This window comes from Microcella frigidaquae, assembly GCF_014200395.1.
Lineage (GTDB): Bacteria > Actinomycetota > Actinomycetes > Actinomycetales > Microbacteriaceae > Microcella > Microcella frigidaquae.
The window spans coordinates 1,164,315-1,190,121 of record NZ_JACHBS010000001.1; the positions used below are offsets into that span (position 1 = coordinate 1,164,315).

A 25,807-nucleotide genomic window follows, 5' to 3' on the forward strand; every position below is an offset into this window, starting at 1 on the left:
AATGTGCCTCCGGCGGCATGTACCGCGAGAGGCACACTGCGAAAACGGGTGGCGACACCTGCCGCCGAGCACGCGCGGAGTACGGCTCGGGCCGAGCATCCCGCGATCAGGCGGCGAGCGGCGCCAGGTACTCGTCCCAATCGGGCTGCGGGCGCTCGATGCCGCGCACGAGCCAGGCGGTGCCGTGCGGCGCCTTGGGCACCACGCGCAGCTGCCAGCGCATCTCGGCCGGGGTGCGGTCGCCCTTCACGTTGTTGCAGCGCAGGCAGCAGGCGACCAGGTTCTCCCACGAGTCGGCACCGCCGCGCGAGCGCGGCATCACGTGGTCGATCGTCGATGCCGACGCCCCGCAGTAGGCGCAGCGGTGGCCGTCGCGCCGCAGCACCCCGCGGCGGGTCAGTGGCACCTGGCGCGAGTGCGGCACCCGCACATAGCGGCGCAGCACGATCACGCTCGGGCGATCCCACCGATCGTCGATGCCGAAGACCGGATGCTCACCATCCGTCTCCAGCACCGTCGCCTTGCCGTTCATCACGAGCACGAGGGCTCGGCGGAAGGACACGACGGCGAGGGGCTCATAGCCCGCGTTGAGAACGAGTGTGCGCATCGACGGCTCCTGTCGAACGGGCCCGCATGGCCTGCGGGCGTTCTTTCCGGGGTCGTGGTGTCGCATCGGCCGAGGCCGCACCTGCCCTCACGGGCACAAAAAAAGCACTGTCGCCGAGACGACAGTGCTCATTGCGCGGGGCCGCGACAGGGCGCGACCCAACGAGCGCGAGCGGCTATCCGGAAGACAGCGCGCGCATCCACGGTTTGGATGTCGTGCCGCCTGTCCATGAGCCCTCCTCGGGTGCCTCTGCGGCACCACGGGGTCAGGGTAACCCACCCGGGTGACGAAAGCGTGAACACCAGCGCGCGCCACGCCGCCCGCCCTGGGGCAGTTGACGGCTACTCGGCGACGTAGATGTGCTGCGCGACCTCGGCGGGAAGGTCGATTCCCTCCGCCCGGCCAAGCACCTCTACGCTGACGTAGCCGTTCGGCTCGGGCCGGAACCGCGCGACCGCACCCGGCGTCACACCCGCCTCGCGCAACTGATGGAGGAGGTCGGGGTCCACCTGCACCGGCTCAGCCAAACGGCGGATCGTGCCCTCGCGCGCGCCCGCCGCCGCCGCATGGGTGAGCGAGATGACGCCGTCGAGGAAGGCGTTCGCGGCCGAGCCGCCGATCGCCTCCAACCCGGGAATCGGGTTGCCGTACGGCGACTCCACCGGGTCGCCGAGCAGCTCGAGGATGCGGCGCTCGACCTGCTCGCTCATCACGTGCTCCCAACGGCAGGCCTCGTCGTGCACGAGCGCCCAGTCGAGCCCGATCACGTCAGCGAGCAGCCGCTCGGCGAGCCGGTGCTTGCGCATCACGGCCACCGCCTTCGCCCGCCCGTCGTCAGTCAGTTCGAGGTGCCGGTCGCCTTCCACGCGCACCAGACCGTCGCGCTCCATGCGGGCGATCGTCTGCGACACCGTCGGGCCGGAGTGCCCGAGACGCTCGCTGATGCGCGCGCGCAGCGGGGTGATCTGCTCTTCCTCGAGGTCGAGGATCGTGCGCAGGTACATCTCGGTCGTGTCGACGAGATCGGTCATGGCGCTCCTCTCCCTCGGCTGCCGCGGACGCCTCGGGTGAGGCTTGCCTAGCCTAATCGACGCGGTCGGGCAGGCGGACGGGGCGGCCGAGCGCGCTCGGTACGATGAACGAATGGCCGACATCACGATCCCCGCCGCGCTCCTTCCCGCCGACGGGCGCTTCGGATGCGGGCCCTCCAAGGTCCGGAAGGAGCAGCTGGCCGACCTCGCCGCGGCGGCGAGCATCCTGGGCACCTCGCACCGTCAGGCCCCCGTGAAGCAGCTCGTGGGTCGTGTGCGGGCGCAGCTGAGCGAGCTGTTCCGCCTGCCCGAGGGCTACGAGGTGGTGCTCGGCAACGGCGGCTCGACCGCCTTCTGGGATGTCGCAGCCGCTGGCCTCATCACCCGCCGCAGCGCGCACCTCGACTTCGGCGAGTTCGGGTCGAAGTTCGTCGCCTCCGCCTCGGCGCCCTGGCTCGAGACCCCGCACGTCGTGCAGACCCCTGGTGGCACGCGCGGCACCCTCACCGAGGTCGACGGCGTCGACGTCTACGCCTACCCGCACAACGAGACCTCGACCGGCGTGAGCGCGCCGGTGCGGCGGTTCGGCCGCGCGCCCGAGGCGCTGACGGTGGTCGACGCGACGAGCGCGGCCGGCGGCATCGATTTCGACGTCACCGAGACCGACGTCTACTACTTCGCCCCGCAGAAGAACTTCGCGGGCGACGGCGGCCTGTGGTTCGCGCTCATGAGCCCCGCGGCGATCGAGCGCGCGTACGCGATCGACGGGTCGGCCCGGTACATCCCGCCGTTCCTGTCGCTGACGGCGGCGATCGACAACTCGCGCCTCGACCAGACGCTCAACACGCCCGCGCTCGCCACACTCGTTCTGCTCGACAGCCAGCTGCGGTGGATGCTCGCCGAAGGCGGCCTGTCGTGGGCGGCCGCGCGCACGCACGAGAGCGCGTCGCACCTCTACGGCTGGGCCGACGCCCACCCGCTCGCCACTCCGTTCGTGACCGACCCGGAGCACCGCTCGCCGGTCGTCGTGACGATCGACTTCGACGCGTCGGTCGACGCGGCACGGCTCGCGAGCGTGCTCCGCGCGAACGGCATCGTCGACACCGAGCCGTACCGCAAGCTCGGCCGCAACCAGCTGCGCATCGCGACCTTCGTCGCCGTCGAGCCCGACGACATCCGGCAGCTCACCCGCTCGATCGACTACGTGCTCGAGCGTCTCGCCGACTGACCGTGCCGGCCACCTGACCCGGCGACCTCCGCGACCGGGGGCGGCTCCGACCTGGCACACTGAGCCCATGAAGCTCTTCGTGCCGCACGACGAGCGCCGCCCGCACCCCGAGCCGGCGCCGACCAACGACGCGCTCGCCTTCGGAGCCGGGCTCATCCTGTGGCTGCTCGCCCTGGTCATCGTGCTCGGGATGACCGCCCTCGGCGCGATGCCCTCGAGCCCGACCGTGCTCGGCACGATCGCCGTCGGACTCGTGCTCGGCGCCCTCGGGCTCGCCGTCTCACGCCGCCGCCCGCGCTGACCGACGGCGTCAGGAGCGCGAGGCGCCCCGACTACTCCTCCTCGTCCTCCACCGAGTCGAGGTGCAGGTCGAGGTGCAGGTCGGGGTGCAGGTCGAGGTGCAGGTCGAGGTGCAGGTCGATGTCGACGCCGTCGACATCGTCGTCCACGACGAGCTCGTCGTCATCGTGCTCGTCGTCGTGGTCGTCGTCCTCGTCGTCGTCCTCATCGTCCTCGATGTCGTCGAGCTCGTCGCCCTCGAGCTCCTCCCCGCGGAGCGCGGCCTCGGCCGCCTGCTGAGCGAGGTACTCCTCGAGCCGATCGGCCCAGGGCACCCAGTCGGGCGCGACGAGGGCGCCCTCGGCCGGGATCAGCTCGGTCTCGAGCACGCTCGGCTCCATGCCGGGGTTCACGGCGACCGCGACGGTCCACACCCAGCCGGGGTAGCCGCCCTGCGTCGTCGCGAAGCGCACCGTCGCGACATCGTCAGCGACGGTGATGTCGCGCAGCACCCCGACGTGGGCCGGGCGGGTGATCTCGCCGAGCGCCCCACGGGCGAGCGCCTCGAGCGCGGCGGCATCGGTGACGGCCGCAGAGCCGGCGGCGACGGCAGCCCGGTCGGCGGCACCGCCCGCGGCGCGGGCAGCGGCCTTCTTGGTCGTGCGCGCCACGAGGGCCTAGCCCTCCAGGTCGTCGGCGACGCGGCGCAGCACGGCCGCGATCTTCGCCCCGTGCGCGGCGTCGGGGTACCGGCCGCGCCTCAGGTTGCCGCCGATGCCGTCGAGCAGCTTGACGAGGTCTTCGACGATGATCGCCATGTCGTCGGCCGACTTGCGGTTGGCCCGCGCGAGCGAGGGCTTCGCATCCAGGATGCGCACCGAGAGGGCCTGCGCACCGCGCTTGCCGGTGGCGACGCCGAACTCGAGGCGGGTGCCCGCCTTGACCACCGCCCCCTCGGGCAGCGCGGAGGCGTGCAGGAAAACCTCGTCGCCCTCATCGCTGGCGATGAAGCCGAAACCCTTCTCCTGGTCGTAGAACTTGACCTTGCCGGTAGGCATGCGCGCACTCCTTGATCGGTGATCCAACCTCTGAGGATACCTGCCCGGCGCACCCCGCGGCCGTGCCCCCAGGTCGCGGGGTAGGGAGGCTCACGATTCGGGGCCTATCCTGGAGGGCGTGCCGGAGGAGTCGTTCGTGATGAGCAACCGTGTGGAGCGCGTGCTCGCCTACATGGTGGCGAGCATCGTCGTGCTCAGCCTGGTCGCCTTCGTGGCCCTCATCGCGGGCACCGCCATCGGGCTCGAGCGCGAGGACTTCGCGCAGGGCATCTGGCCGACGGTGACGATCCTGCCGCTCATCGGCCTGCCGATCGGCTTCGTGCTGATCATCGTGCTGCTCGTCGTCAGTGCTGTGCGCCGGACGCGGGCCGCCAAGGATGCCGGCAACTAGCGCCGCCTCCCTCGCGCTCGCGGCGCGACTGCGCGAGCTCGACGACGCCGCACTCGTGCGCGTCATCCGCGAGCGGGGCATCGCCCCCGGCGGGCTGCGCGACATCTTCGACCTGGCCGAGGCCCTCCTCGACGCCGCCGTCATCGACCGCACCCTCGCCGGGCTGAGCCGACCGACCCTCGCCGCGCTGGCCACGGCCGCGGAGCGCGACGCCCCCCTGAGCGTGCCGGAGCTCGCGGCCCTCGTCGACCGCGCCCCCGACGAGGTGCGCGCCGCCCTGCTACCGGCTCTGGATGCCCTGCTCGCCGACCTCGTCCACGACCGTCTTACCGTGTGGCCCGCCGTCGCCGAAGTGCTCGCCGGCTGGCCCGCCCGCGACCTGCCCGATGCCGCCGCCCTCCGGCTGGCGCCGCCGCCGCCGGTGCTCGAGCGCGTGGACGATGTCGACCGGCGCACCCTCGACCGCGCCGCTGCCGATCAGGCTTTCGGCGTCGCGACCGCGGCCGGCGAGCTGGTGCGCGCCGTCGCGCGCACCCCGGCCCGACTGCTCGCCCGCGGCGGCCTGGCGCTTCCCGAGGCGAAGCGCCTGGCGACCGCCGCGAGCTGCGCTCTCGACGACGTGCCGGTACTCGTCGACCTGCTCGAGTGCGCGGGCCTGGTGATCGCCCGCGCCGGTGAGCTGCACGCCACCGTCGCAGCCGAAGCCGCGGCCGCCGGTTCGGCGGCGGCACGGTGGCGCACCCTCGCCGACGGGTGGGTGCGGGCGCTACCGCCCGGACTCAGCGCGCTGCTCGCCGAGCGCGCCGATGCCCCGTGGAGCCCCGCCCTGATCGACCTCATCACCTGGCTGCATCCGGCCGGCGGCGACGCCCTGCTCGCGCGGCTGCGGCTGCGCGGCGTTCAGGCCTCGCGGCTGGGGCTCGTCGTCGAGGGCTGGCCGAGCATCCTGGGCCGCGCCCTGCTGACGACGGGGGCCGACGCCGCCCACGATGCGCTCATGCCGCTGCTGCCGCCCGAAGTCGAGAAGGTCTACCTGCAGCACGACCTCACGGTGGTGTCGCCGGGTCCGCTCGCGGGCGCGGTCGACGCGCGGCTGCGGCGCCTGGCCGACGTCGAGAGCGCGGGTCTGGCCGGGCGCTACCGCATCAGCCCCGAGAGCGTCTCGCGGGCGATCGCCCTCGGCGAGACCGCCGACAGCATGCTGGCTTTCCTGCACGGATGCTCGCTCACGGGCGTGCCGCAACCGGTGCAGTACCTCATCGAGCAGACGGCGAAGCGCTTCGGCGCCGTCCGGGTGCGGCGGGTGGAGTCGACCGAGGCCGCCGAACTGGGCGCCCCGGGCGCGCGCACGCTTGTGCGCAGCGACGATCCGGTGCTGCTCGAGGCGCTCACCGTCGACTCGGCGACCGCAGCGCTCGGGCTGCGACGGGTCGACGCGGCGCGCGTCGTCAGTCGGCTCGACCCGGCGGTCGTGCTCGAGACCCTCACCGAGGCGCGGTACCCCGCGATCGGCGAGAGCGCGGTGGCGGCTGTCATGCCGCCGGCCGACCCGGTGCCGAGCGGCAGCGCGGCGCCGGCCGACACAGCGGGCGGCACAGCGGGCGGCGCCCCGGCCGATGCGCTGGCCGACGCGCTGGCCGACGCGCCGGGCGACGAGGCGGTTCGCGCGGCGGTGGCGCGCATCCGGGCCGCGACGAGCCCCGCGATCGACGGCGACGGCGCCTGGGTGGCCCGGCAGTGGCAGCTGGCGCTGCGCGGGCGCCTCGCGCTGCGCGCCACCGTGCAGCTGCCCGACGGCACCGAGCGCGCCTTCGAGCTCGAACCGACGGGCATCGCGGCCGGGCGAGTGCGCGGGCGCGACCGCGTCGCCGACGTCGAGCGCACGCTGCCCGTGGCGAGCATCACGGCGCTCGAGCCGCTCGACTAGCGCCGGGGCTCTCAGGCGGGCGGCCTAGACTGGCCCGCTATGAATCCCGACGGCCCGCTCATCGTCCAGAGCGACCGCACCGTGCTGCTCGAGGTCGCCCACCCCCTGGCGGAGGAGGCGCGGCACGCCCTCGCCGTGTTCGCCGAGCTCGAGCGCGCGCCCGAGCACGTGCACACCTACCGCATCACGCGGCTCGGCCTGTGGAACGCGCGGGCCGCCGGCCACGAGGCTTCTGAGATGCTCGCCGTTCTCGACAGGTACGCGAAGTTCGCCGTGCCGCAGTCGGTGACGATCGACATCACCGAAACGGTCGGGCGCTACGGCCGGCTGATGATCCTGCGCGACGAGCAGGGCGCCCTCGTGCTGCGCTCGACCGACGCCGCGGTGCTCACCGAGATCGCCGCGAGCAAGAAGGTCGCCCCGCTGCTGACCCGCCGCATCGACCACTCGGCGTTCGAGCTCGCGCCGTGGGCCCGCGGCCAGATCAAGCAGGAGCTCGTGAAGATCGGCTGGCCGGCCGAAGACCTGGCAGGCTACACGCCGGGCACCCCGCACGACATCGACCTCGATCTCTCGGGCTGGCACCTGCGGCCCTACCAGCAGCAGGCGATCGACCAGTTCTTCACCGGCGGCTCGGGCGTGGTCGTGCTGCCCTGCGGGGCCGGCAAGACGCTCGTCGGCGCGGGCGCGATGGCGCAGGCCGACACGACGACGCTCATCCTCGTCACCAACACGGTCTCGGCACGGCAGTGGCGCGACGAGCTGCTGCGCCGCACGACGCTGACCGCGGAGGAGATCGGAGAGTACTCCGGGCAGCTGAAGGAGATCAAGCCGGTCACGATCGCGACGTACCAGATCCTCACCGCCAAGCGGAAGGGCGAGTACGCCCACCTCGCCCTGCTCGACGCCCTCGACTGGGGGCTCATCGTCTACGACGAGGTGCACCTGCTGCCCGCGCCCGTCTTCAAACTGACGGCCGAGCTGCAGGCCCGCCGCCGTCTCGGCCTCACCGCCACGCTCGTGCGCGAGGACGGCCGCGAGGGCGACGTCTTCAGCCTCATCGGCCCCAAGCGCTTCGACGCCCCGTGGAAGGAGATCGAGGCGCAGGGCTACATCTCGCCCGCGAGCTGCTTCGAGGTGCGCATTGACCTGCCCGCGAGCGAGCGGCTCGAGTACGCCGCGAGCGCCGATGACCAGCGCTACCGGCTGGCCGCGACGGCACCAGCCAAGCTCGGGGTCGTGCAGCGCCTGGTGAAGCAGCACCAGGGCGAGCGGATCCTGGTGATCGGGCAGTACCTCGATCAGATCGACGAGCTCGCCGAGGCGCTCGGGGTGCCGCAGCTGACCGGCTCGACGCCGGTCGACGAGCGCGAGCGGTTGTTCCAGGAGTTCCGCGACGGCACGACGCCGGTGCTCGTCGTGTCGAAGGTCGCGAACTTCTCGGTCGACCTGCCGGAGGCGACGGTCGCGATCCAGGTCTCGGGCTCGTTCGGCTCGCGGCAGGAGGAGGCGCAGCGCCTCGGCCGGCTGCTGCGGCCGAAGCAGAGCGGTATTCCGGCGAGCTTCTACACGCTCGTCGCGCGCGACACCGTCGACCAGGACTTCGCGCAGAACCGCCAGCGGTTCCTCGCCGAGCAGGGCTACAGCTACACGATCCTCGACGCCGACCAGCTCGCGACCTGAGCCCCGGGAGCGACCCGGCCGATCGCCGCTAGCCGTCGATCGCGGTCAGGATGCTCGCCGCGAGCTCATCCGGCTTCGTCAGCTGCGGCCAGTGCCCGGTGGGCAGCTCGACGATGTCGAGGTGCTGCATTGCCGCGAGCTCGCCCGCCCACTCGCGGCCGTTCTCGATCGCCTGCCGCACGAGCGCAGCGGGAAACTCGCAGGCGATGACGGTGACCGGCACGGTGAAGCGCCGCGGGTCGTGCAGCTGCGTCGGCTCGTGCGCGACACCCTTCGGCTCGGGCACCGCGATGGCGCGGAAGCGCTCGCGGAGGGCGTCGTCGAGGTCGACGAGGTCCTCCGGCTCAAACAGCTCCCAGTCGGGCAGCGGCACCGCATCGCCCTCGACGGGCAGCTCGTCGTTGATCGGCGAGCCCGCCGGCATCGGCAGCGAGTCGACCATCACCACGCGGGCGATGCGGTCGGGCCGCGCATCGGCCGCGGCCCACGCGATCGTGCCGCCGCCGGAGTGCCCGACGAGCACCACGGGGTCGGGGTCGGTCGACGCGAGGCTGTCGACGATGGTGAGCACCGCATCCACGTGCGTGCGCAGCCCGATGCCGGCGAGCGTCGTCTCGCCGCGGCTCTTGCCGGGCAGCGTCAACGGGTGCGGCGTGTGGCCCGCCCCGGCGAGCGCCGCGGTGATGGGCGCCCACGAGTCGCCGTCGAGCCAGAAGCCGGGGATGAGGAGGATCTGCATTCCTGCACGGTAGTGCCCTGCACCGAGCGGGCGACAGGCCGACGGATATCGCGACAGGCCGAGCGCATTCAGGAAACTTCCACTAAAAGCCCAGAGACTGGTGCCATGCCTGACGGACCCAAGATTCTGATCGTCGACGACGAGCCCAACATCCGCGACCTGCTCACCACGAGCCTGCGCTTCGCCGGCTTCGCCGTGCGGGCCGTCGGCAACGGCGCGCAGGCCATCTCGGCCGTGCTCGAGGAGGAGCCCGACCTCATCATCCTCGACGTCATGCTGCCCGACATCAACGGCTTCGGCGTCACCAAGCGCCTTCGGTCGAGCGGCTACACGAGCCCCATCCTCTTCCTCACGGCGAAGGATGACACCGACGACAAGATCATGGGCCTGACCGTCGGCGGCGACGACTACGTCACCAAGCCGTTCAGCCTCGACGAGATCGTGGCCCGCATCAAGGCAATCCTGCGCCGCACCATGCAGGAGGACGACGACGCGATCATCCGCGCTGGCGACCTCACCATGGACCAGGACACCCACGAGGTCACCATCGGCGACGAGGTCATCGAGCTCAGCCCGACCGAGTTCAAGCTGCTGCGCTACCTGATGCTCAACCCGAACCGCGTGCTGTCGAAGGCGCAGATCCTGGACCACGTCTGGGAGTACGACTTCAATGGCGACGCCGGCATCGTCGAGAGCTACATCTCGTACCTGCGCCGCAAGCTCGACCCGCACACCGACGAGCCGCTGATCCAGACCAAGCGCGGGTTCGGGTACATGCTGAAGGCCGCCAAGGGCTGAGCCCCGGCCCCCGATGCATGAGCAGCTGACCCAGTGGTGGCAGTCGATCTCGCTGAGATCGAAGATCACCGGCGTCACCGTCTTCGTGGTGACCATCGGGCTGCTCGTCGTCGGCTTCGGCACCCTCACGGTGCTGCAGCGCACCCTTCTCGACGAGGTCGACCGGCAGATCCTCGAGGCATCGGATGACCTTCCCGAGTCGTTCTCCGTCGACGACTTCGGCTCGTTCGAAGAACTGACCCCCTCGGCCTTCTCGAACCCGTTCTACTTCGGCGCGGTCGACACCGAGGGCCGGATTATCGACGACAACGTCGGCGAGGGCAGCCGCGCGCAGGCTCCCGACGTCTCTCGCCTCACCGGCGACATGGTCGACCGGCTCGATGGCGGGGGCATGACCCTCATCAGCACCGACCGCACCACCCAGTGGCGCGTTCTGACCTTCCCCTTGCGTGTCACCGACGCCGGCTCGGGCGAGAGCTCGACCGCAACGCTCGTCATCGGCGCCGACCTCACCGACAGCAACGCCGTCATCGGCTCGTTCGCCTCGATCTTCCTCGGCTTCGGCCTCGTCGTCGTCATCCTCAGTGCCGCGCTCACGCGCATCCTGGTCACCTCGACGCTGCGTCCCCTGCGCGACGTCGAGGCCACCGCGGCGCGGTTCGCCAGCGGCGACTTCAGCCAGCGCCTCAGCGGCGCCACCCCCAACACCGAGATCGGGCGGCTCAGCAGCTCGCTCAACATGATGCTCACCCGCATCGACAGCGCCTTCGCCGACCGCGCCGCCACCATTTCGCAGATGCGCCGCTTCGTCGGCGATGCGAGCCACGAGCTGCGCACGCCCCTCGTCTCGGTGCGCGGCTACGCCGAGCTGTACCGCATGGGCGCGATCGCCGAGCCCGACGACGTCGCCCAGGCCATGGAGCGGATCGAGAAGGAGGCGATCCGCATGAGCGCGCTTGTCAGCGACCTGCTCGAGCTCGCCCGCCTCGACGAGTCGCGGCCCCTCGAGCTGACGCCCGTCGACCTCGTGCCGCTCGCCCGCGACGCGGCGCTCGACGCGCGCGCAAGCGCTCCCGACCGGCCGGTGACCGTGATCGTCGCCGACGGGAGCTCCGATGCGGCTGACACGACGGATGCGGCGCCCGCGCCCGCGTCGGGCAGCGGTGCCGCCGCGCCGGCCGCGGGGTTCGCCGGCGCGGCGTTCGCGCGGCTGCGCGGCCGACGGGGGCGCCGGGCGGCGGCCAGCATCCTCGACCCGATCGTCATCGCCCCCGACGAAGCCCCCGAGGCGATCGTGATGGGCGATGAGAACAAGCTGCGGCAGGTGATCACGAACCTGATGGGCAACGCGGTGCGGTTCTCGCCCGCCGAGTCGCCGATCGAGCTCGTCGTCGGCGTCGACGCCGCGGCCGGCACCGCCTCGATCGCGGTCGTCGACCACGGCGATGGGATCCCGGACCAGCTGAAGAAGAAGATCTTCGAGCGGTTCTTCCGCGCCGACTCATCACGGGCCCGCGACACGGGCGGTTCGGGCCTCGGCCTGTCGATCGTCGCCTCGATCGTCGGCCTGCACCGCGGTCGCGTCGACGTGCTCGACACCCCCGGGGGCGGCGCGACCTTCCGCGTGACGATGCCGCTGGCCGAGCCGACCGACGACCTCGTCGACGATCTCGCCAGCGATCTCGCCGACGGCGCGAGCGTCCTCCCCAGCGCGCCCTCGGCACCGGATGCTCCCCCGTCGTCACCCGCCTCCCCCGGCGCCGCGCCCACGGCGTAGCGTCGCCGCGGCGCCGGGCGAGTGACCCGGCCCGGGAGGAGACCACCATGACGCGCTACCAGGTCGACAGCGAGGCCGTCATCGCCGCCACCGCCGCCACCCGCGGCTCGATCGGGCGCCTGCAGTCGGAGGCCGCGGTGCTCCAGGGCACTCTGTCGGGCTTGCAGAGCACCTGGAGCGGCTCGGCCGCGAGCGCCTTCCAGAGCCTCGTCGCCGAGTGGACGGCCGCCTACCAGCGCGTCGAGCAGACCCTCACCGCCATGAACGAGGCGCTCGCGCACGCCGGCCAGGGCTACGCGGAGGTCGAGGCGCAGGCCGCGCGCATGTTCCTCCGTTGAGGCCCGCCTAGGCTACTCGGGTGAGCACTGAGCCTTTCGCCTTCGACCCCGCGATCGTCGCCGGGGTGCTGCACCACATGAACGACGACCACGCGGACGACAATCTGCTGTTCGCTCGAGCGTTCGGCGACCCGGCCGCGTCGACCGCGCGGATGGTCGGGGTCGACGGTGTCGGCGGTGACTGGCTGTTCGCGGTCGGCGACGGCCCCGAGCAGGCGTTGCGCCTGGTGTGGCGCGAGCCCATCAGCGAGCGTCCGCAGATCCGGCAGGAGATCGTCGCGCTGTACGACCGGGCCTGCGCCGCGCTGGGCGTCGAGCCGCGGCCCCACGACTGAACCCAGCTGGCCGGAGCACAGCCATTCCTTGGCTGTTCGTGACCTCTCGGCCTGGTGCGGTGGCGCGCCGGTCGGTAAGGTTAGCCTTACCTATTCCCCAGGAGACCGCATGACCGCCACCACCGACGCCCTCGCCCCGACCGCCGAGGTCATCCCCTTCTCGCGCCTCGTCCGCGAGCGCAGCAGCGGCAGCCACCGCGACAGCGAGGGCGCGGGATTCATGCACGGCCTGCTCAAGGGCGAGGCGACCCGCGACGACTACATCGCCCTGGTATCGCAGCACTGGGCGATCTACGAGGCGCTGGAGGGCGTGGAGCCCGCGATGCGCGAGGTCGCGCTCGTCGCTCCCTTCCTCTCCCCCGCGCTCACCCGTCTGCCCGCGCTCGAAGCCGACCTGGCCTTCCTGATCGGCGACGACTGGCGCGAGCAGTTGCAGCTGGTGCCGGCGACGATCGCCTACGCGGCTCGCATCCGCGAGGTCGCCGCCACCTGGCCCGCCGGCTACATCGCCCACCACTACACGCGCTACCTGGGCGACCTCTCGGGCGGCCTGCACATCGGCCGCGTCATCGGGCGGCAGTTCGGCTTCGAGACCAACGGCATCGGCTTCTACCTGTTCGACGACATCGCCGACCCCGCCGCCTTCAAGGATGCGTACCGCAGCCAGCTGGACGCCGCACCCTGGGCTCCCGGCGAGCAGGAGCGCGTCGTCGACGAGGTGCTGCGTGCCTACGACTTCAACACGCGCATCTTCGAGCAGCTGAGCGCCCGCACCGCGGCCGCCTAGCGCGCACTGCCGCGCGGGCGAGGCCCGGATCCCCCCGACGACGACGAAGGGCGGCTCCCCCGGAGGGGAGCCGCCCTGACGTTTCGGCGGGTGGCCTGGACTAGAAGTCCATGCCGCCGCTCGGGTCGCCCATCGGCGCCGAAGCCTTCTCGGGCTTGTCGGCGACGACGGCCTCGGTGGTGAGGAAGAGGCCGGCGATCGAGGCAGCGTTGAGCAGCGCCGAGCGGGTCACCTTCACCGGGTCGGCGATGCCAGCGCCGAGCATGTCGACGTACTCGCCGGTGGCCGCGTTGAGACCGAAGCCGACCTCGAGGTGGCGCACCTTGTCGGCGACGACGCCGGGCTCGAGGCCCGCGTTGAGGGCGATCTGCTTCAGCGGAGCGTCGATCGCAACCTTCACGATGTTCGCACCGGTCGCCTCGTCACCCGTGAGCGAGGTGAGCTCGGCCGACTCGAACGCCATCTTGCCGGCCTGGATGAGGGCGACGCCACCACCGGCGACGATGCCCTCCTCGACGGCGGCCTTCGCGTTGCGCACGGCGTCCTCGATGCGGTGCTTGCGCTCCTTGAGCTCGACCTCGGTGGCCGCACCCGCCTTGATGACGGCGACGCCGCCAGCGAGCTTGGCGAGGCGCTCCTGCAGCTTCTCGCGGTCGTAATCCGAGTCGGTGTTCTCGATCTCGGCGCGGATCTGCTTGACGCGACCAGCGATCGCCTCGGCGTCGCCAGCACCCTCGACGATCGTCGTCTCGTCCTTGGTGATGACGACCTTGCGAGCGCGGCCGAGCAGGTCGAGGGTCGCGTTCTCGAGCTTGAGACCGACCTCCTCGCTGATGACCTGACCGCCGGTGAGGATCGCGATGTCCTGCAGCATGGCCTTGCGGCGGTCGCCGAAGCCGGGGGCCTTGACGGCGACCGACTTGAAGATGCCGCGGATCTTGTTGACGACGAGCGTGGCCAGGGCCTCGCCCTCGACGTCCTCGGCGATGATGAGCAGCTGCTTGCCGCTCTGGATCACCTTGTCGACGACGGGCAGCAGGTCCTTGATCGCCGAGATCTTGCCGTTGACGATGAGGATGTACGGGTCTTCGAAGACCGCCTCCTGGCGCTCCGGGTCGGTGACGAAGTACGCCGACAGGTAGCCCTTGTCGAAGCGCATGCCCTCGGTCAGCTCGAGCTCGGTGCCGAAGGTGTTCGACTCCTCGACGGTGACGACGCCCTCCTTGCCCACCTTGTCGATGGCCTCGGCGATGAGCGCGCCGATCTCGGGGTCGGCGGCCGAGATGCTCGCGGTGGCGGCGATCTCCTCCTTGGTCTCGACCTCCTTGGCGTTCTTGAGCAGCTGGGCCGAGACGGCCTGGGTGGCCTTCTCGATGCCGCGCTTGAGGCTGATGGGGTCGGCGCCCGCGGCGACGTTGCGGAGGCCCTCGCGCACGAGCGCCTGGGCGAGCACGACCGAGGTGGTGGTGCCGTCACCGGCGACGTCGTCGGTCTTCTTCGCGACCTCCTTGACCAGCTCGGCGCCGATCTTCTCGAAGGGGTCGTCGAGCTCGATCTCCTTGGCGATCGACACGCCGTCGTTGGTGATGGTGGGGGCGCCCCACTTCTTCTCGAGGACGACGTTGCGGCCGCGCGGGCCCAGCGTGACCTTGACGGCGTCGGCCAGGGTGTTGAGGCCGCGCTCGAGGCCGCGACGGGCCTCCTCGTCGAAAGCGATGATCTTTGCCATGTGTTCTCGTCCCTCCCGGACGTCTCACGTGCGGTAGCTGTTGGCACTCACAGAGCATGAGTGCTAAATGATTCTGGCACTCGGAGCAGGCGAGTGCAAGCCGCGCGGGCGGCATCCGCACCGGGGCGGGGCGGCGGCAGCACCCGGCTCGCTGCGCCGGGCGCGGCGACGGATGCTCTACCGGAAGGTGGCCGACCCGTCGAGCGGTACGAGCTCGACCCAGGTGTTGCCCGGCGCGAGCCGCACGGCGACACCATGCCGGTCGAGGATGCGGATCGGCGCGGTCATCGAGGCCTTCGACCACGTCGCGCGGACGGTTGCGCCGCCCGTGGAGATCCAGGCCTCGCCCCTGCCGATGAGTTTCGTGGTCGGGATGCCCGAGATGACCTGCACGGGCACGCGGAGCACGACGACGTTGACGGCACTGAGCTGATCGCCCTGGGCATCCGTATCGGCCGCCCCGCCGGTCTGGAAGCGCACCCAGCGCTCCGTTTCGGCCTTCCATCGCCACGAGGGGGTGCTCCAGCCGCCGAAGACCAGGTCGATGCGGCTCGTCGGCGAGCCCTCCTTGGTGGCGGTGGCCGAGGCGATGCTCTCGGAGAACGCGAACTGCTGCGCGGGCGGCTTGAGCTCGCTGTGCTGGGCGATCACCTGGGGCGCGCGCACGAGCACGTTGTGCGGGGCGAATGCGTTGTCGCCCCGAAAGAAGGTGTCGGCAGTGTCGGCCTGGCCGTGGATGGCGTTGACGACGGGAGCGGCGCGCATCATCTCGACGAAGCGGTACTGGCCGCCCGAATAGGCGACGATGCCGCCCAGCGGAGAGATGATGTCCGGGTCCATCGGACGGATCGACCGCACCGGTCCGATGAGGTCGGGAACGTCCGAGTGCCAGACCGCGACGTACCGGGTGAGGCCGCCCTCGACGAGCTCCTCGTACACGATGTCGGTGCGCTCGAGCCCGATCTGCGGGCGCGCGGCGGGATGGTTGTCGACCTTCGCGGCCAGTGAGGGCTCGGTGAGGCTGCCGACGGCGACCTGCTCGCCGGTGAGCGGCGCGATGTCGTACGGCTCGGGCGGCACGTAGGTCGAGACGTACGTCTCGGTGGGTGAGGGGCTCGGCATCGGCGGCGGCTCAGTGGCGCACCCCGTGACGGCGACGACCACGGCCCCGACGACCACGACCGACCGCGCCCATCGACGGCTGCGGGCTGCGCTCCGGCTCATGTCGGCCACTGTAACCCCCGGCCTGCGTCCTGCGGTCGAACGCGGCGGAGCGTCAGGCGACCTGAACGCCCTCAGCCTGCGGCCCCTTGGAGCCGGTTCCGATCTCGAAGGTGACCGTCTGGCCCTCCTCGAGCACCTTGTAGCCGGGCATATCGATGCCGCTGTAGTGGACGAAGACGTCGCCTTCGCCGTCGGCACGGGTGATGAAGCCGAAGCCCTTCTCGGCATTGAACCACTTGACGGTCCCCTGGGGCATGGTGGAGCTCCTCGCAGAACGGTTGTGCGGCGAGAATACGGGCGGCGGGCCGATCGGAGAAGGGCTCGGAGGCAGCGTGAACAGACTCGTTACGACCCCGAAACGCGGGCGTAACGCGCGGACCGCATCCGGGCCCGCACCTCCCCGCCGCGGCGGGGAGACCTCGCTCCGACGCCGATCAGCCGCCGATCAACCGCCGGCGACGGCGGCGAAGTCGGCACCCAGCACGATCGTGATGGGGGCGCCCGGGAACGCATCGGACTGCTCGATCGTGCCCGCTCCGAGCAGCGCCACCATGCCGGCGGCCACTCGCTCGAGCGCGGGGTCGTTGTAGAACACGACCGTCTCCTCGATGTCGGTCTGCGCGGCGGCCGTGACCGTGCCGACGCGCCAGCCGGGGTCCACGATGAGCCCGCGAGCCGTGGCGCCGAGGCCGTCGACCGCGGTGCCGTTGAGCACCGTGATCGTGAAGCCGTCGGGCAGCTCGGCCTCGGCCGGGTCGATGATCGGCTCGATGGTCGCGGTCGGCGAGGGCGTCGCAGTCGGGGTGGGCATGGGCTCGGCCGTGCCGAAGCCGGGGATCTCGAACGTCACCCGGTCGGTGATCGTGGAGAGCAGGTAAAGCCCGAGCACGACGAGCAGTCCGCTGGCGAGGGCGGCCCAGGCCGTGGCGACCCATGCGCCGCGGCGCGAGCGCGGGGCGCGGTGGGCGCCGACGCGCCCCAGGGATGCGGGGACCTCGTCGAAGCGGTCGCGGGGGAACTCGGCCATCGTGATGATGCCTTCCAGAGGAGGGTGGTCTCAGGCAGCGCCGGAGGCGCCCGCACGTCGGGTGCGGCGCCGCTGCGCGCGATCGTCGCGCACGTCGCGCAGCCGCCCCACGAGAACGGGGTCGTACCGCACGGCGACTTCGGTGTCGATCACGGCGTTCAGAACCTGATAGTAGCGGGCCGCGGTCCACCCGAACTCGCGGCGGATGCCGAGCTCCTTCGCGCCGCTGTGGCCCCACCACGCGCGCTCGAACTCGAGCACGCGCTGCGCGCGCTCGTCGAGGGACTCGGCAGGGGCATCCACAGCGTCGAGGGTACGCGGCCAGGACCTTCGGCCCTGGACGGCTCGCGGCGGCTCGGGCAGGCTCGCAAGGGCGCACATCCTCCCCACAGGGGAGCAGGTTAGGCTTGCCTAACTCTCCGAGCACGCCCTGTGCCGCTCCCCACGCCGCCGAGCGGCGCACCGACCGACCGGACTCCGATGACCCGCCGCACCACTCTCGCCCTGCCCGCAGCCCTCGCGCTCGTCGCACTGCTCGCCGGGTGCGCCGTCGCCGCACCGGAATCGACGAGCGAGCCCACCGCGCCGATCGGCCCGCGGGTGCCGCTGAGCGAGCTCGTGGTGAGCGACGACCCCCGATCGCTGACCGGACCCTCGACGGCTCTCATCGCCGACGCGGCGATCGAGCCCATCACGACCGACCCCGCCCAGAGCCTGCCCGCGACCGTCGTCTCGCGCGACCTCGACGGCGACCGCGAGATCACCGTCACCGACACCAGCCGGATCCTGCCGCTGGACATCGCCGGCTCGATCGCCGCGACCGTCTTCGCTCTCGGGTTCGGCGACTCCGTCATCGGTCGCGACATCTCGACAACCTTCCCCGAGGCCGAGGGTCTGCCGATCGTCACCAGCAGCGGTCACGCGATCAACAGCGAGGCCGTGCTGGCCCTGCGGCCCTCGATCGTCATCACCGACGGCACCGTCGGGCCGACCGACGTGGTGCTGCAGCTGCGCGACGCCGGCGTGACGGTGGTCTACGTGGATGCGGAGCCGGGGCTCGCCGCCCCCGCCGAGCTAGCCCGCCAGGTGTCGGCCGCGCTCGGCGCCCCCGAGGCCGGCGAGCTGCTCGCCGAGCGGCTCGACGGTGAGATCGACGACGTCGTGACCGCGATCGAGGGCATCCGCCCGGAGGACCCGGCCGACCGCGTGCGCATCCTGTTCCTCTACCTGCGCGGCGCCTCCGGCATCTACTACCTGTTCGGCGAGGAGTCGGGAGCGGACGAGCTGATCACGGCCCTCGGCGGCATCGACGTGGCCGGCGAGATCGGCTGGCAGGGCCTGCGGCCGATGACCGATGAGGCGCTGATCGCCGCGAATCCCGACCTGATCCTCGTGATGACCGCGGGTCTCGAGAGCGTCGGCGGCGTCGACGGGCTGCTCGCCGAGAAGCCCGCCGTGGCGCTCACCCGCGCCGGCGAGGCGCGCCGCTTCGTCGACATGGCCGACGGCGAGGTGCTGAGCTTCGGGCCGCGCACGCCCGCGGTGCTCGACGCACTGGCTAGAGCGATCTACGCTCCCTGACCCAACGGTCGATGCGCTCCCCGTGCGGCGAGACCACGCCGAGCGGCTCCCCGTCGCGGCTGAGCAGGAAGTCCCCGTCGTCGCCCGGCAGACTGACGTCGGCGGCAGCGCGCAGGTCGGGCAGCACGGTGCGGCCGTCGAGCGAGATCCAGTGGTGGGCGAGCTCGCCGACCGCGGAGACGAAGCGCGCGCGGTCGGCCGGGCTCAGGTAGACGAGCACCGCCGGGCTCGCGACGACGAGCGTCGCCCCGGCCGGGGCTTGCGCGCAGGCGCTCGCGAGCCCGTCGACGGCATCGCCGGTGACGACCCGCACCGGATGCTCGCGGGCGACGGCGATCGCGCGGTCGAGCTGCACCGCCCGTTCCCGCTCCTCCGGCCAGATCAGGGTTCGCAGCCAGCGCTCGTCCTCGGCGTCGTCGAGCCGGACGGGCTTTCGCTCGAGGCCGAGGCGCCACACGATGTCGGGCATGGCGGTCGGCACGGGCACGCCCGGCCCGAGGCGGCACTCCAGCTCGAGGGGCGAGCGGCCGTCGGCGGGGTCGACGCGGTGCGGGCATCCGTCGGCGTCGATGTAGACGTGGCTGTAGCGGTCGACCAGCAGGCCGAGGCCGGCGGAGGCCCCGACCTCGAGGAGCGCGATCGGCCCCGGGATGCCCTGCAGGGCGGCGAGCAGCGCCGAGGTGCGCCGCGGATCGTTGGTCTGGGTGGCGCGCTCCCGGGCGATGGCCGCCACGGCGTCCCACTCGGCCTCGAGCCAGGGCACGATGTCGCCGCCGCGGGGGAGACCGGAGAAGCGCGCGGCGGTCAGCACGAGAACGGGCTGCCGGTCGGCGACGGGCAGCGTGTCGATGAGGGCGAGGCACTCGTCGTTCTCGGCGACGGCGCGCGCCCAGGCCGCGTAGCTCGGCGAGCGCTCGCGCGCCTCGCGGGCGAAGCGGTGGTACCGCTCAGCGGTGGTGCTCACGGGCCCATTGTTCCAGGGCCCGCGAGCACCACCGCGGTGGCCGCCGCGGCGCGGCGGGTCGGGATGCGGATCAGACCGCGCGGCGGCGGAGCACCAGCGCGACCAGCACGCCGATCACGGCGAGCAGACCGGCGATCAGCGCCCACACCCAGGCGGGCACGCCCGCCTCGGTCGCGGCGACCGGCGCCGCGGCGCCCGTCTCGACGGCCGCGGGTGCTCCGCAGTCGTCGGCGAGGCTCGCCGTGAGCGTGATCGGGTCGAGGGTCTCCCCGGCCGGGTAGGTGCCGAAGGCCTCCGCGCCGGTCGCCGTCAGCGTGGCGGGTGCCCCCGCGATGACGAGGCGGCCCTGCTCGGCCGAGCGCTCGGCGGCGCCGAGGTCGACATCGGCGAACACGACGCCCTCGGCCGCGACCGCATCGCCCGCCTGCGTGGTGCCCGTCACGTCGAGCACCAGCTGCGCAGTGTCGGCGTCGAGCATCACCAGGCGCGGGTTCGCGAGGGTGGTGTCGAGCATCTGCCCGTGACCGGTGAACCGCATCCCGCCGGCGAAGACGATCTCGCCCTCCCCCGTGCCCGGCTCGAGAGCGCCCGCGCCGCTGAAGCGGAAGGTCGGCGTCTCGTAGACGGCACCGTCGAGCGCCTCCCACTCGCCGCGCGCGATCGCCCCGCTCACATAGGCCCGGAAGGACTCCTTGAAGCCCCACCCGAGCTCCGCATCCTGCAGCTGGCAGGCGCCCGCGATCGAGACGGTGGCGGCCAATTCGCGGATCGTGACCACGATGCCGCGGTCGACGCTGCCCTGCAGGGTGAGGGTGTGCACACCGACGAGGTCGGCCGGCAGGGTGCCCGACCAGGTCGCGACGCCGTTCGCGTCGGCGACGACGGTCTCGCTGAGCACCGTCGGATCGCTGTAGGCGACGACGTCGATGCCCGTCTCGCCCGCACCGAACCCGTCGGCGCTGAGCGTCACGCGCTGACCGGGCTGCAGGGCGCTCGGCTCGGCCCCGACGACCGACAGGCCGGTCGTGGCGGGCGGCGAGCTCGGGATGCTGCGCTCGACGAACGCGCCGACGAGGCGGCTGCCCGCGCGCGCCTCGGAGGGCGCCCCGATGGTGAACGTCACGGGGTCGAGCGCCGTGCCGGGCGCGTAGAAGGCATTGCCCTGGTAGCTGAACACGGGAGCTCCCGCCGCGGTGAGCGTCGCGGGAACTCCGGCCCAGCGCACCGAGCCGTCAGGCAGCTCGCTGCGGGAGCCGCGGTCGAGCGCGAGGCTCGCGAGCACGACGCGGGTGCCGTTCACGGCGGCGACGAGCTCGCCGCGGGCGTCGGAGACGAGGCGCACCGTGGGGTTCGCGATGGTCACGTCGAGGGTGCCGTCGTGGCCGAGGTAGCGCACCGCGCCGCGGAAGGCGACGGTGCCGGTGGTTCCCGCCGGCGAGCTCTGCGGGAACACGACGACGGAGCCCTGGGCGCTCGCACCCGACACGGTGATCGTGCCCTGAGCGATCGGGCCGACGACGTAGTCGTCGAACGACTGCTTGACGCCCCAGCGGAGGCTGCCGGCCGTCGAGGGGTCGGCGGGCGGCGGCGTCACGTCCGGGGTCGGGGTGGGGGTCGGGGTCGGCGTCGGGGTGGGGGTCGGCGTGGGCGTCGGCTCGGGGGCTCCGACGCTGAGCGGCGTCGCGGTCTCGAAGGGCGCGTAGACCACCCCGCCACCGGCGTAGGTGTAGACACCGAGGGTGCCATCGGCCAGCATCCCGGCGAACTCGTCGGTGACCGTCAGCTGGACCTCGAACGAGCCGTCGGGGTTGATCGCGACACCGCCGCGGCTCGCACCGCCGATCGTGGCGACGTTCTCGGGGTTCACGACCCACTTGGTCTGGCCGGGCGCCCCGACGCGGGCCGAGGAGGGCGCGCCCTCGCTGGGCTTCCACGTGCTCGCGAACGCGCCGAACACGACGTAGACGCCGCCGAACTGGCCGGCCAGCGGCGGGCGCGATGCCGTGGTCGCGGGCGGCTGCGGGCCGAAGTTCGCACCGGTGACGGTCACGGTATCGCCGGGCTGCAGGCCCTCGGTCGGCGTCACGGTGATGCTCGGAGGGGGCGGCGCGAAGGTGACCGGCGTGGCCGTCTCGAAGGGCGCGTAGACCACGCCGCCGCCCGCGAAGGTGTAGACGCCGAGGGTTCCGTCGGCGAGCATCCCGGTGAACTCGTCGGTCACCGTCAGTTCGACCGTGAACGAGCCGTCGGGGTTGATCGCGACGCCGCCGCGGCTCGCGCCGCCGATCGTGGCCACGTTCTCGGGGTTCACGACCCACCGGGTCTGGCCCGGGGCGCCCACGCGGGCGGAGGAGGGCGCGCCCTCGCTCGGCTTCCAGGTGCTGGCGAACGCGCCGAAGACGACATACACGCCGCCGAACTGGCCGGCGAGCGGCGGGCGCGATGCCGTGGTCGCGGGCGGCTGCGGGCCGAAGCCGGTGCCCGTCACCGTGACGACATCACCGGGCTCGAGGCCCGTGCTGGGCGTGACGGTGACGGTCGGAACCGCCGTCTCGGCCGCCGTCACGGTGGCCGCGGCCGCGGTCGGCGGTGCGGTTCCGACGACGAGGAGCGAGGGGGCGAGCACCGCGAGAGCGGCGGTCAGAGCGACGAGCGACGCGCGCAGGCGCGAGCGTCGCCGGGGTGGTGCAATGGGCACAGAGGACTCCCGGGTCGAGAAAAAGTAAGGTTAGGCTTACCTTATCCCGTGAAAATCATTCGTCCTGAATGTTCACCGTGTGTGAACGGCGCTTCGCGGCGCGGAGCCGCAGGTGCACGACGACCGAGGCTGCGACCCCGATCAGCACGACGCCGACGATCAGCAGCGGCGCGAGCATCCCCGCCCCCGACTGCCGGGCGGCGATCGCCTGCTCGGCGCAGTCCGCGGTCGTCGTCAGGCGCAGGTCGAGGGGGTCGAGGGCCTCGCCGGCCGGGTAGGTGCCGAACGCCTCGGCCCCCTGCTCGGTGAGCGTCAGCGGAATGCCCGCGATGAGCAGCCCGTCGTCCCCTGCCGTCCACGCGGCGGCCGCCAGGTCGCCCGTGGCGAAGAGCACGTCAGCGGTGTCGACCTCGACGAACTCCTGCGTTGTGCCGCGCAGGTCGACGACGAGCTCGAGCCGCTGACCGTCGACGAGCCCGAGCCGCACATTCGAGATCGTCGTGTCGAGGATTCCCTCGTGACCGGTGAAGCGCATCGCGCCGTCAACGGCGAGCTCGCCGCTCAGCGGGGCCAGTGCGAGGTCGCCCTCGAGCGCGTCGGTCGTGAAGACCGGGGTCTCGTAGCCGATGCCGCCCTCGGTGGTCCACGCGCCGTTCGCGATCGAGCCGCTCAGGTAGGCGCGGAAGGACTCCTTGAAGCCCCAGTCGAATCCGCCCTCGGTGGCGACGCAGGCCGATGCCGGCGCGGCCACCAACGAGGCGGTGAGAGCGAGCGCGGCGAGCATGATGCTGTCAGCGTACGCGGCGGGGCTGAATGCCGATCGAGGGTGTCGCGGCCGCGCGATACATGCCGATGTGCGGGATGCCCGCCTCGAGGTACTCGTCGCCATAGGCCTCGAACCCGACGCCGGCGTACAGCGGCTGCGCGTAGACCTGCGCGTGGAGCGCGAGCGGCTCATGACCGTGCTGCTCGACGACGTGCGCGAGCAGGCGGCGCGCGAGACCCTCGCCGCGGCGGTCGGCGCGGGTGACGACGCGGCCGATCAGGGTGCGGGCATCCCGATTGCCCGGCTGCGGGGTGTCGTCGACGACGACGCGCAGATAGGTCGCGGGGCCGTGCTCGTCGGCGATCCACCAGTGCTCGGTGGTCGCCTCGCGGTCTCGGGCGTCGAGCTCGGGCTCGTCGATGCGCTGCTCGAGGAAGAAGATCTCGGTGCGCAGGGCGGCGATGTCGAAGAACTCGTCGAGAGTCAGGTCGCTCCAGGTTCGGCGCACCGGGGAAGAGTCGACCACGTTTGCGAGTTTAATGGGGGGAGGATCAACCGCTCGCGGGCGGGGAGAAGAGGAACGATGGGCCACAACCCGGCAGCCGACGACAAGACCTACGCGGTGCAGAAGACCGAGGAGCAGTGGCGCGCCGAGCTCGGCGAGGAGCGCTACCAGGTGCTGCGCCAGGCGGGCACCGAGCGCGCCTGGACGGGCGAGCTGCTCGACGAGAGCCGTGCCGGCCTCTACACCTGCGGCGCGTGCGGCGCCGAGCTCTTCCAGGCGGGCACCAAGTTCGACTCGGGGTGCGGCTGGCCGAGCTTCTACGAGTCGGTGCGGCCGGAGGCGGTCGAGCTGCTCGAGGACACCTCGCTCGGCATGGTGCGCACCGAGGTGCGCTGCGCCACCTGCGGCTCGCACCTGGGCCACGTCTTCCCCGACGGCTTCGGCACGCCCACCGGCGACCGCTACTGCATGAACTCGCTGGCGCTGAACTTCACTCCCGAGAGCGAGTAGCACCGCCCGGGCGCGGACCCGCGGCACGCCGCGGCAGCGCCGCGATCGTCACCCCGGCGAGCGTGAGCGTCACGGCGAGCGCGGTCGAGCCCGTCGTGGGCACCCCGATCGGGGCCACGAGGTCGTAGAGCAGCGCCCCGGCCAGCTGCCCGGCGACGAGGCTCAGCCCGAGCACGAGCACGCCGATGCGCGCCACCGTCACCGTCTGGATAGCGATGAAGATCGCGCCGACCGCGCCGCCCAGGTAGAGCCACGGCTCGCTCGGCGGCGTCGCGGGCAGGCCGACGATGAGCAGGTGCGCCCCGGTCGCCACGACGAGGGCCGCCGTGCCGATCGCGAAGTTGAGGGTGGTGGCGGCGAGTGCCGAGTCGGCGTCGCGGCGCACCCGGCCGTTCACGGCCTGCTGCAGACCGATCGCGAGACCGGCGACGAGGGGCAGGATGATCGCCGCGACCGGCACGTCGGTCGCGAGCCGCGGCCCCACCGCGACGGCGACCGCGCTGAGCGTGAGCACTGCCCCGAGCACGCGCTGGGCCGTCACGGGCGTGCGCCCCATGCCCGCGAACCCGGTGGCGTCGGCGATCATGCCGCTGACGGTCTGCCCGGTGACTGACGCGATGGTGAAGATCGCGACGCCCAGGATGCCCGCCACCAGCCCCTGCGAGAGCACCAGCACGGCGCCCCCGAGCCCGCCGAGGAGCAGCCACCACGGCAGTCGCCCGGCCCGCACCTCGGTGCGGAGGGCGCGGAGGCCGCGCTGCCCGCGCGGCGACACGGCGAGCACGGCCATGAGCAGCAGCCAGCCGCTGCCGAACGAGATGAGCGCGGCGGTGAATCCGTCGTCGAGGCGCTGCCCGAGCTCGCCGTTGACGCGATGCTGGGTGGCGACGAGCACGCCGGCGCCGATGGTCGCAGCGATCGCGGCGGCGGTCACCAGGCGCGGGTGCCGGGCCGGCTCCGAGGGGTTGACGGGCATCGGGTCAGTCATCGTCGAGGTCCTCCCCCGCGAGCGCGCGGGCCGCGAGGCTCTCCTCGCCCGCAAGTCGCCAGACGAGGAGCGCGGCGCGCCCGTTGAGCACGATGATGAGAACGCCGAGCACGATGTCGGGCCAGCCGGTGCCGACGAGGAGCGTCAGGAACCCCATCGCGATGATGGCGAGGTTGATGATCACGTCGTTACGGGCCGCGTACCAGGCGGCGCCCACCATCGAGCCTCCGGCGGCGCGGATGCGAGCCAGGAGCAGCGCGCACACCAGGTTGACCAGCGCGGCCCCGGCGGCCGCGAGCACGAGTGGTGCCACCGCGGGCGCCTCGGGGTCGCCGACCTTCAGCACGACCTGCACGACGACGGCGGCCGCCGGCAGCAGGATCACCAGGGCCAGCACCCGCCCGACCCGCGCCCGCGCGGCGAGCGACCAGCCGAGCGCGAGCGCGATCAGCAGGTTGACCGCCGTGTCCTCGAGGAAGTCGACGCTGTCGGCGAGCAGCGCGACGGAGCCGATGGCGAGCGCCACCGCGACCTCGACGACGAAGTAGGCGGCGTTGATCGCGGCGACGACGAGAACGGTTCGCCGCAGTGCCGTGGTCGCGCCGGCCTGCGCCGCAGCGGGCGTCCCAGAACCGAACTGCGTCGAGCCGGACCGCTCAGGGGTTGAGTCCATCGGCATCAGCATCCCACGCCGCGCAGGGGTGATCTCCACTGCAGATGGCCGTTCAACACGGTCGCCGCCCAGCCCGGACCCAACCCCTCGCACGGTTAGCGGCTGGTACGCGTCAAGGGTAGCGCCGCGACATTCGAGCGAAACAGTTGTCAATCGTCGGGTCG

The 25,807-nt window shown here is 72.3% G+C and carries 28 protein-coding genes; 12 read left to right on the forward strand and 16 right to left on the reverse strand.

Features of this window, described 5'->3' with window-relative positions; translation table 11 throughout:
* Positions 1-106: 106 nt before the first annotated feature.
* Together BJ959_RS05775 and BJ959_RS05780 are read right to left on the reverse strand one after the other, a co-directional pair.
* Positions 107-607, reverse strand: a complete 501-nt coding sequence (locus BJ959_RS05775) for an HNH endonuclease (protein ID WP_153982975.1) — start codon at positions 605-607, stop codon at positions 107-109.
* Positions 608-948: 341 nt separating this feature from the next.
* On the reverse strand, positions 949-1,638 hold the full coding sequence (locus tag BJ959_RS05780; protein ID WP_153982974.1) for an iron-dependent transcriptional repressor DtxR: 690 nt from the start codon (positions 1,636-1,638) through the stop codon (positions 949-951).
* Positions 1,639-1,750: 112 nt separating this feature from the next.
* On the opposite strand from BJ959_RS05780, the gene serC reads away from it, so the two are divergent.
* Positions 1,751-2,866 carry a phosphoserine transaminase gene (serC, locus tag BJ959_RS05785; protein ID WP_153982973.1) on the forward strand — a complete coding sequence of 372 codons (1,116 nt, stop codon included), beginning with the start codon at positions 1,751-1,753 and terminating at the stop codon, positions 2,864-2,866.
* 67 nt (positions 2,867-2,933) lie between these two features.
* Positions 2,934-3,167 carry a hypothetical protein gene (locus tag BJ959_RS05790; RefSeq protein ID WP_153982972.1) on the forward strand — a complete coding sequence of 78 codons (234 nt, stop codon included), beginning with the start codon at positions 2,934-2,936 and terminating at the stop codon, positions 3,165-3,167.
* A gap of 31 nt (positions 3,168-3,198) precedes the next feature.
* Here the strand turns inward: BJ959_RS05790 and BJ959_RS05795 are convergent, their stop codons facing one another.
* Both BJ959_RS05795 and BJ959_RS05800 read right to left on the reverse strand, forming a co-directional pair.
* Complete coding sequence (locus BJ959_RS05795) at positions 3,199-3,816, reverse strand: DUF3027 domain-containing protein (protein WP_153982971.1); 618 nt, start codon at positions 3,814-3,816, stop codon at positions 3,199-3,201.
* 6 nt (positions 3,817-3,822) lie between these two features.
* A complete protein-coding gene (locus tag BJ959_RS05800) occupies positions 3,823-4,203 on the reverse strand; it encodes a cold-shock protein (protein WP_153982970.1) in 381 nt (126 codons plus the stop codon).
* Between the two features lie 139 nt (positions 4,204-4,342).
* Between BJ959_RS05800 and BJ959_RS05805 the strand changes: the two genes are divergently transcribed.
* The 3 genes from BJ959_RS05805 to BJ959_RS05815 are packed head-to-tail and all read left to right on the forward strand — an operon-like array spanning position 4,343 to position 8,204.
* Positions 4,343-4,594: a multidrug ABC transporter ATPase gene (locus tag BJ959_RS05805; RefSeq protein WP_424960758.1), complete on the forward strand. Its 252-nt coding sequence runs from the start codon at positions 4,343-4,345 to the stop codon at positions 4,592-4,594.
* Complete coding sequence (locus tag BJ959_RS05810) at positions 4,581-6,521, forward strand: helicase-associated domain-containing protein (protein WP_153982968.1); 1,941 nt, start codon at positions 4,581-4,583, stop codon at positions 6,519-6,521. Before BJ959_RS05805 ends, BJ959_RS05810 begins: the two co-directional genes overlap by 14 nt.
* A 39-nt stretch (positions 6,522-6,560) precedes the next feature.
* Positions 6,561-8,204: a DNA repair helicase XPB gene (locus BJ959_RS05815; protein WP_153982967.1), complete on the forward strand. Its 1,644-nt coding sequence runs from the start codon at positions 6,561-6,563 to the stop codon at positions 8,202-8,204.
* 28 nt (positions 8,205-8,232) lie between these two features.
* Here the strand turns inward: BJ959_RS05815 and BJ959_RS05820 are convergent, their stop codons facing one another.
* Positions 8,233-8,943 carry an alpha/beta fold hydrolase gene (locus tag BJ959_RS05820; RefSeq protein WP_153982966.1) on the reverse strand — a complete coding sequence of 237 codons (711 nt, stop codon included), beginning with the start codon at positions 8,941-8,943 and terminating at the stop codon, positions 8,233-8,235.
* Between the two features lie 105 nt (positions 8,944-9,048).
* Between BJ959_RS05820 and BJ959_RS05825 the strand changes: the two genes are divergently transcribed.
* The 5 genes from BJ959_RS05825 to BJ959_RS05845 all read left to right on the forward strand — a co-directional run bounded on the left by BJ959_RS05825 (position 9,049) and on the right by BJ959_RS05845 (position 12,978).
* Positions 9,049-9,741, forward strand: coding sequence for a response regulator transcription factor (locus BJ959_RS05825; protein ID WP_153982965.1), 693 nt, complete (start codon positions 9,049-9,051; stop codon positions 9,739-9,741).
* A 13-nt stretch (positions 9,742-9,754) separates the two neighbouring features.
* Entirely contained in the window at positions 9,755-11,518 is a 1,764-nt protein-coding gene (locus BJ959_RS05830; RefSeq protein ID WP_153982964.1) for a sensor histidine kinase, read from the forward strand.
* A 47-nt stretch (positions 11,519-11,565) separates the two neighbouring features.
* The gene (locus BJ959_RS05835) at positions 11,566-11,856 is read left to right on the forward strand and encodes a WXG100 family type VII secretion target (RefSeq protein ID WP_153982963.1); all 291 of its coding nucleotides are present in this window, start codon (positions 11,566-11,568) and stop codon (positions 11,854-11,856) included.
* A 20-nt stretch (positions 11,857-11,876) separates the two neighbouring features.
* Positions 11,877-12,191: a DUF2470 domain-containing protein gene (locus BJ959_RS05840; protein ID WP_153982962.1), complete on the forward strand. Its 315-nt coding sequence runs from the start codon at positions 11,877-11,879 to the stop codon at positions 12,189-12,191.
* Positions 12,192-12,300: 109 nt separating this feature from the next.
* Complete coding sequence (locus tag BJ959_RS05845) at positions 12,301-12,978, forward strand: biliverdin-producing heme oxygenase (RefSeq protein WP_153982961.1); 678 nt, start codon at positions 12,301-12,303, stop codon at positions 12,976-12,978.
* 100 nt (positions 12,979-13,078) lie between these two features.
* Here the strand turns inward: BJ959_RS05845 and groL are convergent, their stop codons facing one another.
* The 5 genes from groL to BJ959_RS05870 form a co-directional block, all read right to left on the reverse strand.
* Positions 13,079-14,707 carry a chaperonin GroEL gene (groL, locus tag BJ959_RS05850; protein WP_153982960.1) on the reverse strand — a complete coding sequence of 543 codons (1,629 nt, stop codon included), beginning with the start codon at positions 14,705-14,707 and terminating at the stop codon, positions 13,079-13,081.
* A gap of 177 nt (positions 14,708-14,884) precedes the next feature.
* Complete coding sequence (locus tag BJ959_RS05855; RefSeq protein WP_153982959.1) at positions 14,885-15,931, reverse strand: DUF3048 domain-containing protein; 1,047 nt, start codon at positions 15,929-15,931, stop codon at positions 14,885-14,887.
* Between the two features lie 52 nt (positions 15,932-15,983).
* A complete protein-coding gene (locus tag BJ959_RS05860) occupies positions 15,984-16,187 on the reverse strand; it encodes a cold-shock protein (RefSeq protein WP_153982958.1) in 204 nt (67 codons plus the stop codon).
* A gap of 189 nt (positions 16,188-16,376) precedes the next feature.
* Positions 16,377-16,958: a LytR C-terminal domain-containing protein gene (locus BJ959_RS05865; protein WP_153982957.1), complete on the reverse strand. Its 582-nt coding sequence runs from the start codon at positions 16,956-16,958 to the stop codon at positions 16,377-16,379.
* 30 nt (positions 16,959-16,988) lie between these two features.
* Complete coding sequence (locus BJ959_RS05870; RefSeq protein WP_341800051.1) at positions 16,989-17,261, reverse strand: DUF3263 domain-containing protein; 273 nt, start codon at positions 17,259-17,261, stop codon at positions 16,989-16,991.
* A gap of 177 nt (positions 17,262-17,438) precedes the next feature.
* Here BJ959_RS05870 and BJ959_RS05875 point away from each other — a divergent pair, with 177 nt between their 5' ends.
* Positions 17,439-18,539, forward strand: coding sequence for a heme/hemin ABC transporter substrate-binding protein (locus BJ959_RS05875; RefSeq protein ID WP_153982955.1), 1,101 nt, complete (start codon positions 17,439-17,441; stop codon positions 18,537-18,539).
* Here BJ959_RS05875 and BJ959_RS05880 read toward each other — a convergent pair.
* The 4 genes from BJ959_RS05880 to BJ959_RS05895 form a co-directional block, all read right to left on the reverse strand.
* Complete coding sequence (locus BJ959_RS05880) at positions 18,517-19,503, reverse strand: DUF2332 family protein (protein WP_183321902.1); 987 nt, start codon at positions 19,501-19,503, stop codon at positions 18,517-18,519. The two genes, BJ959_RS05875 and BJ959_RS05880, sit on opposite strands and share 23 nt — an antisense overlap.
* Before the next feature lie 70 nt (positions 19,504-19,573).
* Positions 19,574-22,201 carry an HtaA domain-containing protein gene (locus tag BJ959_RS12985; protein WP_153982954.1) on the reverse strand — a complete coding sequence of 876 codons (2,628 nt, stop codon included), beginning with the start codon at positions 22,199-22,201 and terminating at the stop codon, positions 19,574-19,576.
* A gap of 55 nt (positions 22,202-22,256) precedes the next feature.
* Entirely contained in the window at positions 22,257-22,985 is a 729-nt protein-coding gene (locus tag BJ959_RS05890; RefSeq protein WP_165879056.1) for an HtaA domain-containing protein, read from the reverse strand.
* Between the two features lie 7 nt (positions 22,986-22,992).
* Positions 22,993-23,493, reverse strand: a complete 501-nt coding sequence (locus tag BJ959_RS05895) for a GNAT family N-acetyltransferase (RefSeq protein WP_341800049.1) — start codon at positions 23,491-23,493, stop codon at positions 22,993-22,995.
* Between the two features lie 57 nt (positions 23,494-23,550).
* Between BJ959_RS05895 and msrB the strand changes: the two genes are divergently transcribed.
* Positions 23,551-23,982, forward strand: coding sequence for a peptide-methionine (R)-S-oxide reductase MsrB (msrB, locus tag BJ959_RS05900; protein ID WP_153982952.1), 432 nt, complete (start codon positions 23,551-23,553; stop codon positions 23,980-23,982).
* On the opposite strand, the gene BJ959_RS05905 is transcribed toward msrB, so the two are convergent.
* The gene (locus BJ959_RS05905) at positions 23,963-24,970 is read right to left on the reverse strand and encodes a DMT family transporter (protein WP_243739056.1); all 1,008 of its coding nucleotides are present in this window, start codon (positions 24,968-24,970) and stop codon (positions 23,963-23,965) included. The genes msrB and BJ959_RS05905 overlap by 20 nt on opposite strands.
* On the reverse strand, positions 24,963-25,643 hold the full coding sequence (locus BJ959_RS05910; protein ID WP_243739055.1) for a cation efflux transmembrane domain-containing protein: 681 nt from the start codon (positions 25,641-25,643) through the stop codon (positions 24,963-24,965). Before BJ959_RS05910 ends, BJ959_RS05905 begins: the two co-directional genes overlap by 8 nt.
* Positions 25,644-25,807: the final 164 nt, after the last annotated feature.